Below are 16,017 nucleotides of genomic sequence, written 5' to 3'. Positions count from 1 at the left end.
ATAAGTTTATTGTTTTTTCTTACGAAGCAGTCACTGTATCCAATAACAGCACTTAATAATAACTGTGGGATATAAAACCACATTTCATGGCAGTGCGCCTAGTTGCTTTGAGTGGCTTTATGGTAGCATAAACAACTTTAGCACAGATGATTGATAAAAATTCTATGACCACCACTACGCCCTTACTCCTCATTACTGCCGACCCAAGCCACCCGCTTGCCAAGCTAGCGCTGCGTTATGCACGTGCCTATCTTCAAAACGCTAAAAATGCAGTTGCTGCAGACGAGCAGCACAATGACAGCGACCACTCCAAAATAAAAAAAGCGTCGTTAAATATCTTTTTTTATGGAGATGCTGCTCATATTGCAAATCGTTTACGTTGGCAGTCTGCTGACCAAATCAATTTGACCAAAGAGTGGCAAAATCTCGCTGAGCAATATGAATTATCGCTACCCGTTTGTGTCAGTACTGCCCTCAGTCGCGGTATCACTGATGCTGATAACAGCGCACGTCATCAGCTTGATAGCGACAACCTTGCCGCAGGTTTTGCCTTAGTTGGACTTAGCGAGCTCGCCATGATGATGCAAGAAAACAATACGCTGATGCAGTTTTGATAAAGTGCAGCTTTAGCAAAAAGCAGCCTTAGATAAAGGCCAGTCAGTGACTACACAGATTAGGAAGTAATCATGAAATTATTAATTCAGCTACATACGGCGACTGAGATGGCCAGTTATGAAGGCTGTGCGCTTGCGCTAACCCTAGCAACTTTTGGCCATGAGGTGCAGCTTTATTTGGATGCGCCCGTCTTTGGCCTATTGATGCAGCCTGAATCACGTTTGCATGGCATGATTCAGTCGCTTGATCTATATGATATGCCAGCCGCATGGCTCCCTGATGATGTCTTTAGTGGTTGGGTGACGGGCATGATACCAGCAGATTTGGCCTCTCAATTAACATTGATACCAGAAGTGGTGAACACTCAAGATTTTGAGCAGATATTGCGATTTTGATGACAAGTAATATCACCAAATAGATCACTATTTGACCCAACGCCTAATATTAAAATAACAACAGCTGGACATACTTATGGCAACCTTATATCAGTTACACAGTACAATGGATACGCTTAGTCACGCTACCGAAGAGATGGCACGCACATGGCGCTCAGGTGACAGTGTGATACTGCTCGGCTCAACCATCGCTTTTATCGATTGGTTTAATGCCCATTTAGAAGAGAGCGAAATACAGGGTATTGCTGGCATCTATGCACTAGCAGATGATGTGGCTCAGCTAACCACCAATACCAGCGCTAAGCTCAATCTAGATGCCAAACTAAATGGTTTATTAACAGATCTAGACTGGGTTAATTTAACCCAAGACAGTCAATTCGAGAAAGTGGTGACGATTACCTTATGAATAACGACAATATGATTCACGACTTGAGTACCGTGGCATTGGATCAGGACGGTCATTTATGTGACCATAGTATTTGGACACCTGCTATTGCGCAGCAACTCGCTAATACCTTAGATGTGGTGTTAGAGACTGAGCATTTGCAAATCTTACAACAGGTACGAGCGTTTTTTGATAAGTTCAATCATGCACCCGCCACACGCCCGCTCATTAAATGGCTACAAAAAACGCTGCCAACCCATGACATTAGCAACCAAAAGCTTCAGCAGTTATTCAATACAGGGTTGGTTGCTCGCCATGTCAATCGCTTAGCTGGTCTACCCAAGCCGCCAAACTGTTTATAAGGTATTAGTCATTGTTATACGTGTCTATAGATATAGGGCATGATATTTGATTAGCCAATCAACAGAGCATTATTTTGGATCATAGACAGTCAATGTCTCATAGCCAATACTGCGCCCCTCGTCACCAGAGAAGCCTTGCTGACGCCATATTTCATACAAGCATATTGCCACGCTATTAGACAAATTCAAACTGCGTGAATCAGCAAGCATCGGTAATCTCAGCCAATTGTCTGCGCCGATGTCTTCACGAATATCGTCAGCCAATCCTGCGGTTTCAGACCCAAACACCAGAGCGATATTAGGCATTGAGTGGTTTTCTACTTCTTCAGTGCCTCGCTGTCCGCTAAAATCATAGTCATAAAAAGGCTTACTAAGCTTGGTGGTTAGCGCGGTAATCGTTCGACAGTCTGCAGCTTGCAATGCCTGTCTTGCCATTATCCAATCATCGTGTACTTGCAAATGCGCATACTCATGATAGTCCAGACCGGCACGGCGCAGTTTTTTATCATCAAGCTCGAACCCTAAAGGTCTCACCAAATGTAGCTGCGCGCCTGTATTCGCACACAAGCGAATAATATTGCCTGTATTGCTAGGCATCTTAGGTGCTACCAGCACGATATGGATGGTCATAATACTCCTCAAGTAATCAAAGCAAACTGTTGTTTGCCTTATATATGGTGTGTAATGAAAAGTTACAGTTTACTAGCGATAATTACATTTTGATACTGTGCAGCGTTTTTAACTTTCACTATTATGTCGGTAACGGATAGCGAGATAATATTTATACATTATCATTTTATTCATTACCCCCTCAGTGAAGTTTAAGCACCTGCTTAGGTCACTGTGATTATTTATAAAAACCCATTTTTGAGGATACTATTATGAAAAAAGTAATTATCGCATCTTTAGCTGCTATGTTTGTTCTAACTGGTTGTAACACTTTTAAAGGTTTAGGCCAAGACGTATCAAGTGCTGGCAGTGCTGTATCTGGTAGTGCACAAGAAGTACAAAACAAAATCTAAGTGTTAACTACTTAGATGTTCTAGAGGGCTTATCATTGATTTGATACGCCCTTTTTTATTGTAAGTTTTTTAAGATGTTTCAGCTGTAAACTGCTGCTTGATAATATGCCGATCAATATTCACTGTCATAAAAACTCTCGTAATATTTGATTTAAGTAACGCTGCCCTAATGCGGTCGGCTGTAGATGCTCAGTACTGTCTATCAATAATCCCTGCGCTATCAGTTTTTTCACTTGCACATCAATGTCATCGTAACTAAGACCCGTTCTAGCTTCAAACAACGACCACTCTACCCCGCCATGCAAACGTAGTACATTCAGCATGAACTCACTGACAAGCTCGTCACTGGCAATTTTCTGCCAGCCAACCATTTTTGGGGCAAGTTGTTGAATGGACGAATACTCAGTTACTGGTAAATCTTTAGCCTCAACGTTAGCAGTATCATGACTGTCAAACTCGTCATTTTTAACCATATAATCTTTAGGCAAGCGCGACTTACTAAAACGGTAAATACCAGACGCTTCTAGCAAGTTATTTTCTAATCTATCGTCTGTTTCTACAGGACGTAGCCTACTCTCAGTTAAGTTTGAGCCTATATCACCAACCGTTACCTTACCATGCGCGCCAGCGCCAATCGCCAAGTAGTCACCAAACTGCCAATAGTTAATATTGTGACGACACGGTTTGTCTGAGGTGCCCACCCAAGCTGAGACTTCATAATTGCTATAGCCCAAGTCCTCCAAAAGCGCTTGACCAGCTTGCTCAATATCAGCCAAATTGTCTTCATCTGGCAAAATAGGCTGACTGCGATAGAATACTGTGTTGGGCTCAATGGTTAATTGATACCAAGAAATATGGGTAGCACCCGCTTCATGCGCCATGCGAATATCGGTCAATGCTTCATCCATCATTTGCTGCGGTAATCCATGCATCAAATCCACATTGACTCGCTCAAAACCCGCGGCACGAGCAGCACGAATTGCTGATAGTGCCTGAGCAGGGTCATGGATACGACCAAGCGTTTTCAATTTATCAGCAGCAAAGCTCTGTACCCCAATAGACAACCGATTGATACCCACTTTCAAATACTCAGCAAAAGGGGCATGCTCAAGCGTACCTGGATTGGCTTCCATCGTTACCTCGATGTCTTCAGCAAAGCTAAAAATACGACGTAAGCCAGAAAACAAACGCTGGTACTGTGCAATTGGCAGCAATGAAGGGGTGCCCCCGCCTATAAATATTGAGCTGATTTCACGCTCTTGCGTCAGTGACTGTTGTAATCGAGCATCTAGCAACAGCGCGTCTACGTATTCATCATACATAGACAGCTGAGAATCTTCTGGTAGCTCGTGTGAATTAAAGTCACAATAAGGGCACTTTTTGACGCACCACGGGATGTGAATATAAAGTGCTAGCGGAATGGCTTTCACGTCCCATACACTCACCATAGAATCATTAAAAGGTCTATTGCTACTTAAGAAATGAGCAGATTGAGTATTTGACATAAACGAAGGGTTCTTTAATAAAGGTATCTGTGAAAAAGCTGTCTGCAAAACGGTCTATACAAATAGGTGGCTGATGTTATCAGCAGAAAGTAGCGCTAGGATAACGGCTAGATGATGTAAAGAAAAGCGCTGCGATGATAAATTTCTCAACAAAACCACTCATAAAAACCGATGTTAAAACGATTGGCTTACAGGCAACATGTTAAAAACGCATTAATCAGACGTTTACGACAAATAACTGACCATACTATAAGGATACAACACATGGCTTATTGGCTGATGAAATCCAACCCGAAATTTTTTGGTATTGAAGATTTAGAGCGATTAGAGAGAGACGACTGGGATGGCGTTCGTAACTACCGTGCTCGCAATTTTATGCGTGATGACATGCGTGTTGGCGACAAAGTTGTCTTTTATCATTCTAGCGCCAGACCGTCAGGCGCAGCTGGCATCATGACTATTAGCAAAGCAGGATTTCCTGATCCCAGCCAGTTTCATCCTGAACATCGCCATTACGATCCACTGGCGACTGAAGACGCGCCGCGTTGGTATATGGTAGAAGTGAGTTTTGAGCTGGCTTTCATAGATGTTTTACCTTTATCAGAGCTGAAGTTTTTGCCAGCACTTGAAGACTCTTTACTCCTTAGAAAAGGTTGCGAGCAGCTTACTATTATTCCACTTGAGCCAAAACATTGGCACGCCATTATGTCTATGGCAGATACTCTTGGCCTACTGCCAGACGAGGCCAACGTCCATCTGTAAGGGTAATATATAAAATTTTATGTTGTAAGTTAACACTTATCCACGTGCGTGCTGTATAAATTTGCTATATTGGCGAGCACAGACTTTTTATCTGCTTACCCTTTTTATAACTGTCATATAACAACGCTAGGATTTAGTTATGAGCGCACCCAAACTGCTATTGTCTGCCTTAACCCTCAGTATGCTCAGCTTGACGCTCAGTGCTTGTGGTAGCGATGGCGACAAGGCCAAAGAAGAGTACGACCGCATAGAAGATCAGGTAAAAGACGAATATGATCGTGTGGAAGACAAAGTAAAAGAAAAATATAAAGAAGTTGAAGACAAACTCAGCGATGACGAAAAATCTATGGCTGAGATTTTAAAGTCAGTATTCTTGCCAGAAGAGTCACTGGATAATTTCCTAGACAAGCTGACACCAGAGGGTGGACGTGGTGGTCTGTATGTTGGACACTTCGTTGAACTCAATGATGGTGACAGCAACGATACTGATATTGGCGCCGTATACTTTGACATCAGTAAAGATGGGGTTGGCAGTGTTGACGGTAGCATTAGCTATCAGCAACAAGCTTGCCAAGAAAATAATAGCTTGGGTGTAAATTCAGCCCTAAAAATCGATAATTATATCGCTGGTAAAGTGACAGGCAGTCTCGATACTTTAGAGTTTTTGGATGTTAAGTATGTTAATGAGTTAGGGATAGAAACACCAAACTTGCTAACTACCTTTGCTGGTAGTTTTGAAGAAAAAGAAGCAGGCTCACCGTGGAAAGGCAGTTTTGAATATCAAGACGGATTAGGCGGCAAAACGCTATCAAGTGGCGAAAACAATTGTAATGTGACTTATACCATTAGTGATCGTTCCAATTTTAGAACCTATCCTCTGGACTATGAACTTGGTCAAATGAACCTTGACATTGTCGGTAATGGAAATCAGAAAAATGCTACTTGGAAAAACCCTGCTAATACTCAGCACGTATTAATCAGTCAAATCGACGTCAATAAAGCAGAATCGGGTGCTAATGGCTATGTACAGAATCTGGTATTGAGTAATCTTGAAACCCAGTTTGCGCCTGTTATTTCTGACAAATCAATTAACTACGCGATTGTCGTACAAGCATTTGACGCGAATAATACACTAATCGGATATCAAGCAGTGGTACAAGATTTACCAGAATCTTTATGAGCTAATATTTTAGTGATAACAAACGCTTCTTTAACGTTGACATCATAGCCCAGCTTCTTTACCATCTTCTTTACTTGTAACCTGTCTATTCACTTTTTGAATTGACGGGTTATTTTTATTTTTGTGCCTTTCATTTTATTTTCAGACTTTGCCCTTATAGGCTTGCTTCTACTGTTTATCAAATTATCATCATTGGCACAACTTCTATCTTACTGTCCGCTATTGATTTGCTGATGACCATATTTGCTCATCCGCAATGACGACCACAAAGAATAAAAAGTTGCTCACTATGGTTTTCCCATTATCTTTTAAAGACTTTAAAAGCTACAGCTTCCGCTTAGGCGTGCTTGCGCTTCCTATTTTGATTACTCAATTTTGCCAAGCAGCGCTCGGTGTCGTAGATGCCATTATGGCGGGTCAAGTCTCTGCACTTGATTTAGCGGCCGTGGCTGTTGGATCTGGTATCTGGCTTCCTCTATTTTTATTGGCTTCTGGTATTTTAATCGCAACCACACCGCTGATTGGTGAAGCGATAGGTAAAGATCAGCACAGTCAAGTACCACATATCACACAGCAATCTTTATGGACTGCTGGTGTCCTTGGTATTATTGGTTTCATCGTTGTCAATTTAGCGCCTAATGTACTCGGAATCATGGGTGTACCTGAGAACATTCAGCCAATTGCCACGCAATATTTGCATGGTGTCTCCTTTGGTTTCCCTGCTTTGGCTGTCTATGCGGTACTGCGCAGCTATTGCGAAGCACTTGGTCGACCTGAGCCCGTGACTGTCATTAGTATCATCGGCTTACTTGCCGATATTCCTCTGAACTATATTTTTATTCATGGTTTATTTGGGATGCCTGAGCTTGGCGGCGCCGGTTGCGGGGTTGCAACTGCCTTAGTTTTATGGATAAACGTGTTACTACTCGCTACTTATACCAGTTTTACTAAGCGTAAACAGTTTGCCAGTACTCGCTTTTTTTATGCGTTTGCCAGTCCTAATCGTGCACAGATCAAAAAACTTCTTAAGCTTGGTATTCCTATTGGTGTGTCCATCTTTTTTGAAGCCAGTTTATTTAGCTTGGGCGCACTCGTTATCAGTCCATTGGGCGAGCTGGCAACTGCATCGCATCAAGTCGCATTGTCTGTCACCTCGCAATTGTTCATGATACCTATATCAGTCGCGATGGCATTAACCATCATGGTATCTAATCGCTTTGGCGAAAAAAACATGATGGCGCTGCGTCAGGTGCAAGCCACTGGTCTCATATGGACAGTATTGATTGCCATTATTTGTATGCTTGGAATATGGCTATTTAGACCACAATTGGCAGCAGCCTTCACTGATAATCCAGCCGTGATGGCTCAATCTATGCATCTGCTTATTTTTGCGCTCGCTTATCAGCTATTTGATGGCTGGCAAGTAAACATCGCAGGGATATTGCGCGGTATGCAAGACACTGCCGTACCCATGTTGGTCACGCTATTTTGTTATTGGTTAGTGGCTTTACCACTAGGTATTTATTTAGTGCGCTTCACTGATGTTGGTGCACAGGGGTTTTGGATGGCATTGATTACTGGTTTGGTTTTGTCGTCTATCTTACTCACATTACGACTACGTTATCAACAAAGACGTTTGAGAGCTTTGTGGGGTTGATCGTGTTTCGATTCATCCAAACAATACTTCTAATGATATTTACTGGCGCTATGAGGTCACATAGATTATGATAAATCGTTAATATTTTCTTACGCGTACGATAGCTTACGTCATAATATGTAAAAAAACTCAGTTAACAACTGTACATCGATTGCTCATTGACCGGAATATAGGTATCATTAGCAATTATCTACACAATATTTAGTTACACTATTTCTCGACTTTGGTACAAGGCAAAATTAAAACTATGGATATTGAAAAAATACGCACCCTGATCGCCCTTATGGAAGAAAGTGAACTGGTTAATTTAGAAGTTAGCTCAGATGATGAGCATATCAGTTTGACTCGTCACTATGATGCGCCTGCGCCAACGATGATGGCTGCGCCCGCTGCTGCTGGTGCACCAATCGCTGCTGAAGCCGCGCCTGCAGCGGTAAAAGCTGGTAGTGTTGAGACATCGCCAATGGTAGGTGTTTATTATTCAGCCCCTAGTCCTAATGATCCGCCATTTGTAAAGGTTGGACAAAAGGTACAGGCTGGTGACACCTTAGGGATTATTGAAGCGATGAAAATCATGAATCCTCTTGAAGCGACCCAAAGTGGTGTCATTGACGAAATCTTAGTGAATAACTCAGAAGTGGTACAGTTTGGTCAGCCTGTCGTACGCTACAAAGCTTAACGACTATTTTTGCCATACTTTATCTCATGATGATAGAGGCTTCGTTATCTTCTGTAAGATGATCTAATTTAGATCGTCTTATACTAAGTGCATTTAATTTGAATATGCCTAAGCTAGCGACTCTATCAATGAATGCCGCTTCGACAAGGATGAACCCATGATAAAAAAACTGCTCATCGCCAATAGAGGTGAGATTGCCCTGCGTATCGTTCGAGCTTGTAAAGCTCTTGGAATAGAAACTGTAGGTGTCTATTCCACAGCTGATGCAAACTTAATGCATTTGCGCTTTGTTGACGAAGCAATCTGTATTGGCAAACCTAACGCCAGTCAGAGTTATCTTGACATCAATACCATTTTGACCGCAGCCGAAATCACTGGCGCTGATGCCATTCACCCTGGCTACGGCTTTTTATCCGAGAATGCTGAGTTTGCTGAACGAGTTGAAGAGGCAGGTCTGACCTTCGTTGGCCCTAACGCTGATCATATTCGTTTGATGGGTAACAAAGTATCAGCCATTAACGCGATGAAAAAAGCAGGTGTACCGACCGTGCCTGGCTCTGTGGGTGCCGTTACGCTCCATAATGCTGAAGAGCAAGCACGCAATATTGGTTTTCCATTGTTGATTAAAGCCGCTTCTGGTGGCGGCGGTCGTGGTATGCGTGTGGTTGAGCGATTTGAAGATATCGTTGGTCAAGTACAAGCTGCCAAACAAGAAGCAGAATTGTGGTTTGGCGATGATACTGTTTATATGGAGCGTTATCTACAAAACCCGCGCCACGTAGAAGTACAGGTATTGGGTGATGGCAACGGCAATGCTATTCATTTGTATGATCGCGATTGCTCGCTACAACGTCGTCACCAAAAAGTATTAGAAGAAGCCCCTGCTCCTGACATCCCTGATGATGTGCGTGAGCCTATATTAAGAGCTTGCGTAAAAGCATGTGAGCTAGTGAAATATCGCGGCGCAGGTACTTTCGAATTTTTATTTGAAAACAACGAATTTTTCTTCATCGAGATGAACACTCGTGTTCAGGTTGAGCACCCTGTTACCGAAATGATTACAGGTATCGATGTGGTCGTTGAACAGCTTAAAATCGCTGCTGGTTATGGATTGTCTTATCGTCAAAGCGAGATTGAGATTCAAGGACATGCGATTGAATGCCGTATTAATGCTGAAGATGCAGCAACCTTTGTTCCTTGCCCTGGTACAGTAAGTCAATTGTTTGCTCCAAGTGGCGCGGGCGTTCGGTTTGATTCACACCTATATCCTGGCTACGAAATACCGACTTATTATGACTCGTTGATTGGCAAACTGATTTGCCACGGTCAAACCCGTCAGCAAGCGGTATCTAAAACATTGCATGCACTTGATGAATTGGTCATTGAAGGCATCAAAACCAACATCCCTCTACATCGTGACGTGATTTTAGCAGATGATAATTTTGTCAATGAAGCACAAAATATCCATTATCTTGAAAGAGAGCTTTTAACAGCGAACAAAGCAAAAAAACAATCCTAGATTGAAAATGTAATCTATCAAAATAAAAAAACCGCTATTTAAAATAGCGGTTTTTTATTTTGAGAATTAAGGATAACCCCTATAGCTGGTTAAGGCAATATTCTATTGAAGTTCATAAAGCACTCATTACCATCAGGATCGGCACACCACTGCATTTGGTTGCCATCATGATTCACAAATGCAATTAATGCTTCATCCGTTTGATCAATTTTATTACCAGAACAATCTACTTCGTTATTATCATAGATAGTTTTAATAGCGATAATAGGTAGTCCCTCTTCACGATGTGTGATGAGATAGCGACCATATGTCAATTCTTTGCCACTGACAGTCCATACCTCATTATCTGCTGCAAAATTATATAGCTCGCGACATTGATTGGAGACTTTAGTAGATGCGATCAAATCTTTGTTAGGATTTGATTGAATATTAAGCGCCCGTTGCTCATCTTGGGTCAGAATACCGCCTTCTGATCCTGCCACTATTCTAGGCTCATCTCTGTCAACGTTCTGTCCATCGACTAAGGCAGCAGCCTGTCTGGCTTCAGCCTCTTTCGTCATGGTGATCTCGCTGTCTAAATCTATCTCCCATTGTCCAGCGATTGCAGGACTGATATGAGTAGTAATCGTTGGCTTACTAATGACTTCACCATTCGCTGGCAATGAGGCCAACAAAGCTGCTAATGAAAATGAAGCAAATGATATAGGTTCCATAATTAACCTTTTATTTATAATAATATGCGTTATATACATTAGCGTAAGTCTTAGACACCAAAAATACAAGTAACATTATGCTATTGATGCTGACTTAGCGCACGCTAAAATAATGCATCATTATAAAATGCTACATCAGAGCCCTAATGCTTCTATAGTAAAAAAAATAACACCATCACTGTACTTGCATATAGCAAGGAGCGATGGTGTCATTAATACATAGGGCCAATACCATTATATAACTATTAGGCGGCAGCGGTGCCTACTGCTTGGGCAAAAGCAGATAACGCGCCTTTAAGCATTGCCGATACCGTACTGCTACAAGTGCCAATACCTGAATAAACATCACCATCTACATTCAATTGAATGTAAGCTGCAGCGTTTGCATTGGTCTTATTGTCCCGATTGGTATCATCATCAATGCCATTACCATTATTGTGCTGTGGATTGATTGCATGCTCAGCATAATTAATGATGTGGAGTGATTTGCCTGTATGCTGTGCAAGACCATCAATAAAAGATGACAATGGACCATTACCAGTACCATCAATGTTGATGATATCACCATTCATTTGTACTTGACCGTTAAAGTAGACCTCGCCACCTTTATTATTGACACTATAATCTAATAGCTCAAACTTACCCTGCTGTAGATATGTGTCTTCAAAGGTCTGCAAAATCTCGTCATTCTGTAACTCACGCGCTACGGCCTCAGCTTGTTTTTGTACCACACCGCTAAAGTCAATTTGCATCCAACGTGGTAAGTTAAACCCATAATTACGCTGCAAAATGTAAGCGACACCGCCTTTACCAGATTGGCTATTGATACGTACCACATCTTGATAACTACGACCAATATGCGCCGGATCAATCGGTAAGTAAGCCACATCCCAAACATTGTCGGTCTCGTCTTGATGCTTTTCATTGTAATCAAGCGATTTTTTGATGGCGTCTTGATGTGAGCCACTAAAGGCGGTAAATACCAATTCGCCCACATAAGGATGACGCGGATGTAAAGGTAAGTTATTACATTCACTTACCACCTGTACAATTTCGCTCATGTTACTAAAATCAAGCTCAGGATCGATACCCTGACTAAATAAGTTCATGGCCATGACCATGATATCCATATTACCTGTACGTTCACCATTACCTAATAGCGTCCCTTCAATACGATCAGCACCCGCAAGAACGCCAAGTTCAGCAGCAGCCACGGCACAGCCACGGTCATTATGCGTGTGCAAGCTGACAATGACATGCTCACGATGGGCAAGATTGCGGCAGAAATACTCAACCTGATCAGCAAAAACGTTCGGCATTGAGGCTTCAACCGTCGCTGGTAAGTTAAGAATGACCTCTTGTCCTTGCTGAGGCTGCCAAATGTTACAAACAGCATCACAGACCTCTACGGCATATTCAGTTTCTGTTTGGCTAAAGCTTTCTGGTGAATATTGAAAAACCCACTCTGTTTCAGGATATTTTGCTGCATATTCTTTTAATAGCTTGGCGCCAGTGATAGCGATTTCTTTAATTTCATCTTTGTTTTTAGCATAAACTTTTTCACGTTGTACACGGCTGGTTGAGTTATAAACATGGACCACCGCACGCTTTGCGCCTTTCAATGACTCGAAGGTACGAGCAATTAAATGCTCACGAGCCTGAACCAAAACTTGCAAGGTCACATCGTTTGGCACATGATTTTCTTCGATAAGTTTACGAGCGAAGTCAAATTCAACCTGTGCCGCTGACGGAAAGCCAATTTCAATCTCTTTAAACCCAACTTCTACTAGCGTATTAAAAAAACGCATTTTTTGTTCAATGGTCATCGGATCAATCAGTGCCTGATTGCCATCACGCAGATCCACACTTGCCCATATTGGTGATTTCTCGATCGTTTTGCTTGGCCAAGTGCGATCTGGTAACGATGGTGCAAAAGCAAATGGACGATATTTACGGAAATCAAAAGCGGCACTTTTTGGTGTCATCTTGGTGGTCGCTTTGGCAACGGTGCTGGTGGTTTGGTTAGACATAATCAATCCTTAGATGATATGAGATTTTAGATATTTAATTGGACAGTTTTTTATTAAAGCGTTATGTATCATACGAGATAACCACTGTATCTGTCATTATAATAGCAAAGTTTATGCTACAGAAATCCGCTTTTTTTCATGCATTTTTGCGTTATTTTAGTGGAAAATCTTGTATTGGTCGTTATAATTAGATAAATTCTCTAGCATGATAATAAATTATGATAACTAGCCATTCAGATACTGCTTTATTGGTAGATTTAGATGAGACCGATAAACAACTATTGCGTTTATTACAGACACAAGCTCGAATGAGTATTACTGAGCTGGCTGAACGAATCAATCTTTCGGCAACTCCCTGTGCGCGCCGTATTAAGCGCTTAGAAGATGCAGGCATCATCACAGGCTATCACACCAAAACAGATGCACAAAAAATTGGTTACCCACTGGCGGTGTTTATCGCTATCAGTATGGATCGCCACACAGCAGAGCGTTTCGAACAATTTGAATCTAAAGTACAAAGCTTTGATGAAGTAGTGAGCTGTAGTATTGTCACTGGTCGTACCGAAGACTATCTGATTAAAGTTCGAGTACGCGATATGGCACATTACGAGGAGTTTTTATTGCACAGGTTGAATCGTATCGAAGGCGTGGCCCAAGTACATACCAGTTTTGAGCTGCGAGAGGTATTTAGCCGTAGTGTAGTATAGGCTATCTTAAGTGTGCATTACGCCGTTATTGCTTGCCATGTAGAGCGCTGAGACACAAACATGGCAATGAGCGCACCGATAAAAACAATCGCCGTTTTACTGGTAATAATTGGAAAAGCACGGCTTTTAAAAGCAGTCATCTTGACAGAGCCATTTTGCGGTAATAAGCACACAATCCATTGTGTTAAAACAGCCAAAAATAAGAATCAGCTCATGATTTAGTGCGTTACAAGCCTTTAAGACAGATTTAAGGTACGCGTTGTCGCGGCTTCACTCTCTGTTTGTCCAAGCATTTGCACTCGCTGATCGCTGAACATATCCATGTCAGGTGCAAGCATGCGCATGAAGCGATCGAAATACAACATCTGCTTAGTCAACAAGGCAAAATCACGGGGAAAGTGAATACCATGACGCTTACCCACTTCGACAATCTCAAGCATCATGGTATTGAGCTCATCTGCTTGCTCTTTACTATTGAAAGGAACACCGCTGGTAAAGGCTTTGTCTTCTGCCATGATGGTCTTCATCATACGTTGTAAATCATTGCCCAATGCCACGACATCAACCTGATTACCACCATGCGTCATCTCCATATCAATCATATGACGCGCCATTGCCTGATAATCATTGTCTTGCATTGCTTGCATCATACCCATACACGCACGCCAGCTTTCAGCTTTTAATTTACCAACAATACCAAAATCTAAGAAGCCAATACGGCCATCGGTTAACAGCATTAAGTTACCGGCATGCAGATCAGCGTGGAAACTGTTACATAACATGAGACTGGCAAACCATGTATTTAAGGTATCCGCCATGACTTGAGCAGGATCAGTACAGTACTGGCGCATCAGCGACTCATCTACCATAGAGACACCATATAAGCGACTCATTGTGAGCACACGCTTCGTCGTCAACGTCTCATATACTTCTGGCGCCGTCACACGGGTGTTACCAGATAATACTAAAAACTGCTGAAAATCACGAATGTTTTGCGCTTCAGCGATAAAATCTGTTTCAGCAAGCATGCGTAGACGGATTTCATCAATAATAGGCGCAATACTGGCAAACTTCATAGATGGCATGAGTAGCTCAAGCAGTTTGGTGACACCATGCAAGACGCCCAAATCTGTTTGCATGATGGTCTCGACGCCAGGCTTTTGTACCTTTAATACCACCTCGTCACCATTATGTAGACGTGCGGCATGCACTTGAGCAATAGAAGCTGAGGCCAGCGGTTTTGGCTCAATATGAGCAAACAACTCATCAAGTGTTATACCGTCGACTGCCAACTCTTCCTTCAAGACTTGCTCAATATAAGCATAAGACAATGGCGTGGTTTGATCCAAACAGCTTTGAAACGCAGTGACATAATCGCGAGGAAACAATGACGGCGTACTAGCAATGAATTGACCAATTTTGATATAAGTCGTACCTAGCTGCTCGAAAGTCTCTTTTAGCAACATAGCATCAGGTTTCTCACCTTTTACGACTCTCAGTGCAGAAAGACCAGCCACGCTCGCCGTTTGGCGAACACGATTAACAACATTGAAAGTGTGTTTCAATAAATGGGGACGATGAATTTTCATAAAAAACAACTATGGTAATAAAAAGGATATTTGAGGATAGATAAAGATTAATGACTGCTACAGACAGGACACTCTGGATCTTTGCGATAGCCCATGAGCCGTTGCTGCATTCGGCTACCATCCCACAATAACAGTTTATTTGTCAGTGGATTTTTGGTTAATCCTAGATATTGCAAGGCGGTATTGGCTTGCAAATTGCCCATAATAGCTGTTGTGCTGGCAAGCACACCTGAATTGGCACACGTACGTTCATCTGCCTCTATATCGTCTACCACTGAGCCAAACACACAATGATAACACCCTGTATCTAAATGTGGCTCGAACAAAGCCAATTGCCCTTGCATCGCAATCGCTGAGGCAGACAATAACGGAATCTGATAACGCACACTAATACGATTAATGATATCGCGTGTGGCAAAATTATCCGTACAATCTAAAAGCAAATCAGGCTTACCTATTACCATATCAAGTAAGTCATAAGCATTGTTTTCGCTCAACCTCGCCATCGTACTATTTACGCTTATCAAAGGATTAATACGCTCAAGCATCTTCGCCGCTGTTAACGCCTTAGATTTATTGATGTCATCAGGTAAAAATAAGGTTTGCCGTTGTAGATTGCTGGCTTCAATGACATCATCATCAATCAGATGAACCTGTCCAAGCCCTGCGCGTACCAACGTTTCAGAAGCTGGGCAACCTAACCCGCCTGCCCCAATGATGACGACACGTGCAGACTTTAACCGCAGTTGAGCATCAATGTCCCAGCCATCAAGCAGTATCTGCCGCGCATAAACCAGCAGCTCTTCATCTGATAACTGCTCTGTCTCTAATGAGTGCGCCCTATCCATTATTAAAACCTATAATTAAAAAACCAATCATAAAAAACCAATGACGATA

The 16,017-nt window shown here is 42.2% G+C and carries 18 protein-coding genes; 11 read left to right on the top strand and 7 right to left on the bottom strand.

Going from position 1 to position 16,017, the window contains the following annotated elements; all coding sequences use genetic code 11:
* The first annotated feature begins 164 nt into the window (after window positions 1–164).
* The 4 genes from tusD (at window position 165) to A3K91_RS05715 (ending at window position 1,757) form a co-directional block, all read left to right on the top strand.
* The gene (gene tusD, locus A3K91_RS05730; RefSeq protein WP_062845886.1) at window positions 165–614 is read left to right on the top strand and encodes a sulfurtransferase complex subunit TusD; all 450 of its coding nucleotides are present in this window, start codon (window positions 165–167) and stop codon (window positions 612–614) included.
* A gap of 72 nt (window positions 615–686) precedes the next feature.
* Window positions 687–1,010, top strand: coding sequence for a hypothetical protein (locus tag A3K91_RS05725; protein ID WP_062844399.1), 324 nt, complete (start codon window positions 687–689; stop codon window positions 1,008–1,010).
* A gap of 76 nt (window positions 1,011–1,086) precedes the next feature.
* Window positions 1,087–1,416 (top strand): hypothetical protein, encoded by a 330-nt coding sequence (locus A3K91_RS05720; protein ID WP_062844398.1) that lies wholly within the window; start codon window positions 1,087–1,089, stop codon window positions 1,414–1,416.
* An 11-nt stretch (window positions 1,417–1,427) separates the two neighbouring features.
* Window positions 1,428–1,757, top strand: a complete 330-nt coding sequence (locus A3K91_RS05715; protein ID WP_062845885.1) for a TusE/DsrC/DsvC family sulfur relay protein — start codon at window positions 1,428–1,430, stop codon at window positions 1,755–1,757.
* A 69-nt stretch (window positions 1,758–1,826) separates the two neighbouring features.
* On the opposite strand, the gene A3K91_RS05710 is transcribed toward A3K91_RS05715, so the two are convergent.
* A complete protein-coding gene (locus A3K91_RS05710; protein ID WP_062844397.1) occupies window positions 1,827–2,387 on the bottom strand; it encodes a tRNA (cytidine(34)-2'-O)-methyltransferase in 561 nt (186 codons plus the stop codon).
* A 251-nt stretch (window positions 2,388–2,638) separates the two neighbouring features.
* Between A3K91_RS05710 and A3K91_RS05705 the strand changes: the two genes are divergently transcribed.
* A complete protein-coding gene (locus A3K91_RS05705; protein ID WP_062844396.1) occupies window positions 2,639–2,779 on the top strand; it encodes an entericidin A/B family lipoprotein in 141 nt (46 codons plus the stop codon).
* Window positions 2,780–2,904: 125 nt separating this feature from the next.
* On the opposite strand, the gene hemW is transcribed toward A3K91_RS05705, so the two are convergent.
* Window positions 2,905–4,227, bottom strand: coding sequence for a radical SAM family heme chaperone HemW (gene hemW / locus A3K91_RS05700; protein WP_099046722.1), 1,323 nt, complete (start codon window positions 4,225–4,227; stop codon window positions 2,905–2,907).
* A gap of 321 nt (window positions 4,228–4,548) precedes the next feature.
* Here hemW and A3K91_RS05695 point away from each other — a divergent pair, with 321 nt between their 5' ends.
* The 5 genes from A3K91_RS05695 to accC all read left to right on the top strand — a co-directional run bounded on the left by A3K91_RS05695 (window position 4,549) and on the right by accC (window position 10,081).
* A complete protein-coding gene (locus tag A3K91_RS05695; protein WP_062844394.1) occupies window positions 4,549–5,046 on the top strand; it encodes an EVE domain-containing protein in 498 nt (165 codons plus the stop codon).
* A gap of 139 nt (window positions 5,047–5,185) precedes the next feature.
* On the top strand, window positions 5,186–6,226 hold the full coding sequence (locus A3K91_RS05690; RefSeq protein ID WP_062844393.1) for a hypothetical protein: 1,041 nt from the start codon (window positions 5,186–5,188) through the stop codon (window positions 6,224–6,226).
* 289 nt (window positions 6,227–6,515) lie between these two features.
* Window positions 6,516–7,883, top strand: coding sequence for an MATE family efflux transporter (locus tag A3K91_RS05685; protein ID WP_062845884.1), 1,368 nt, complete (start codon window positions 6,516–6,518; stop codon window positions 7,881–7,883).
* A 247-nt stretch (window positions 7,884–8,130) separates the two neighbouring features.
* Window positions 8,131–8,562 (top strand): acetyl-CoA carboxylase biotin carboxyl carrier protein, encoded by a 432-nt coding sequence (accB, locus tag A3K91_RS05680; RefSeq protein ID WP_062844392.1) that lies wholly within the window; start codon window positions 8,131–8,133, stop codon window positions 8,560–8,562.
* 157 nt (window positions 8,563–8,719) lie between these two features.
* A complete protein-coding gene (gene accC / locus A3K91_RS05675; RefSeq protein WP_062844391.1) occupies window positions 8,720–10,081 on the top strand; it encodes an acetyl-CoA carboxylase biotin carboxylase subunit in 1,362 nt (453 codons plus the stop codon).
* 89 nt (window positions 10,082–10,170) lie between these two features.
* On the opposite strand, the gene A3K91_RS05670 is transcribed toward accC, so the two are convergent.
* On the bottom strand, window positions 10,171–10,794 hold the full coding sequence (locus A3K91_RS05670; RefSeq protein WP_062844390.1) for a hypothetical protein: 624 nt from the start codon (window positions 10,792–10,794) through the stop codon (window positions 10,171–10,173).
* A 245-nt stretch (window positions 10,795–11,039) separates the two neighbouring features.
* On the bottom strand, window positions 11,040–12,824 hold the full coding sequence (leuA, locus tag A3K91_RS05665) for a 2-isopropylmalate synthase (protein ID WP_062844389.1): 1,785 nt from the start codon (window positions 12,822–12,824) through the stop codon (window positions 11,040–11,042).
* Between the two features lie 218 nt (window positions 12,825–13,042).
* Between leuA and A3K91_RS05660 the strand changes: the two genes are divergently transcribed.
* A complete protein-coding gene (locus A3K91_RS05660; RefSeq protein ID WP_062844388.1) occupies window positions 13,043–13,531 on the top strand; it encodes an Lrp/AsnC family transcriptional regulator in 489 nt (162 codons plus the stop codon).
* 17 nt (window positions 13,532–13,548) lie between these two features.
* On the opposite strand, the gene A3K91_RS14285 is transcribed toward A3K91_RS05660, so the two are convergent.
* The 3 genes from A3K91_RS14285 to A3K91_RS05650 form a co-directional block, all read right to left on the bottom strand.
* Window positions 13,549–13,671: a hypothetical protein gene (locus tag A3K91_RS14285; RefSeq protein ID WP_257722198.1), complete on the bottom strand. Its 123-nt coding sequence runs from the start codon at window positions 13,669–13,671 to the stop codon at window positions 13,549–13,551.
* A gap of 96 nt (window positions 13,672–13,767) precedes the next feature.
* Window positions 13,768–15,120 carry an ABC1 kinase family protein gene (locus tag A3K91_RS05655; RefSeq protein ID WP_062844387.1) on the bottom strand — a complete coding sequence of 451 codons (1,353 nt, stop codon included), beginning with the start codon at window positions 15,118–15,120 and terminating at the stop codon, window positions 13,768–13,770.
* Window positions 15,121–15,167: 47 nt separating this feature from the next.
* Window positions 15,168–15,968 carry a HesA/MoeB/ThiF family protein gene (locus tag A3K91_RS05650; RefSeq protein WP_062844386.1) on the bottom strand — a complete coding sequence of 267 codons (801 nt, stop codon included), beginning with the start codon at window positions 15,966–15,968 and terminating at the stop codon, window positions 15,168–15,170.
* Window positions 15,969–16,017 lie beyond the last annotated feature (49 nt).

It is taken from the genome of Psychrobacter alimentarius, from assembly GCF_001606025.1.
GTDB classification, from domain to species: domain Bacteria; phylum Pseudomonadota; class Gammaproteobacteria; order Pseudomonadales; family Moraxellaceae; genus Psychrobacter; species Psychrobacter alimentarius.
Note: the sequence above shows the minus strand (reverse complement) of the source record. Positions and strands in the feature narration are given on the sequence as shown.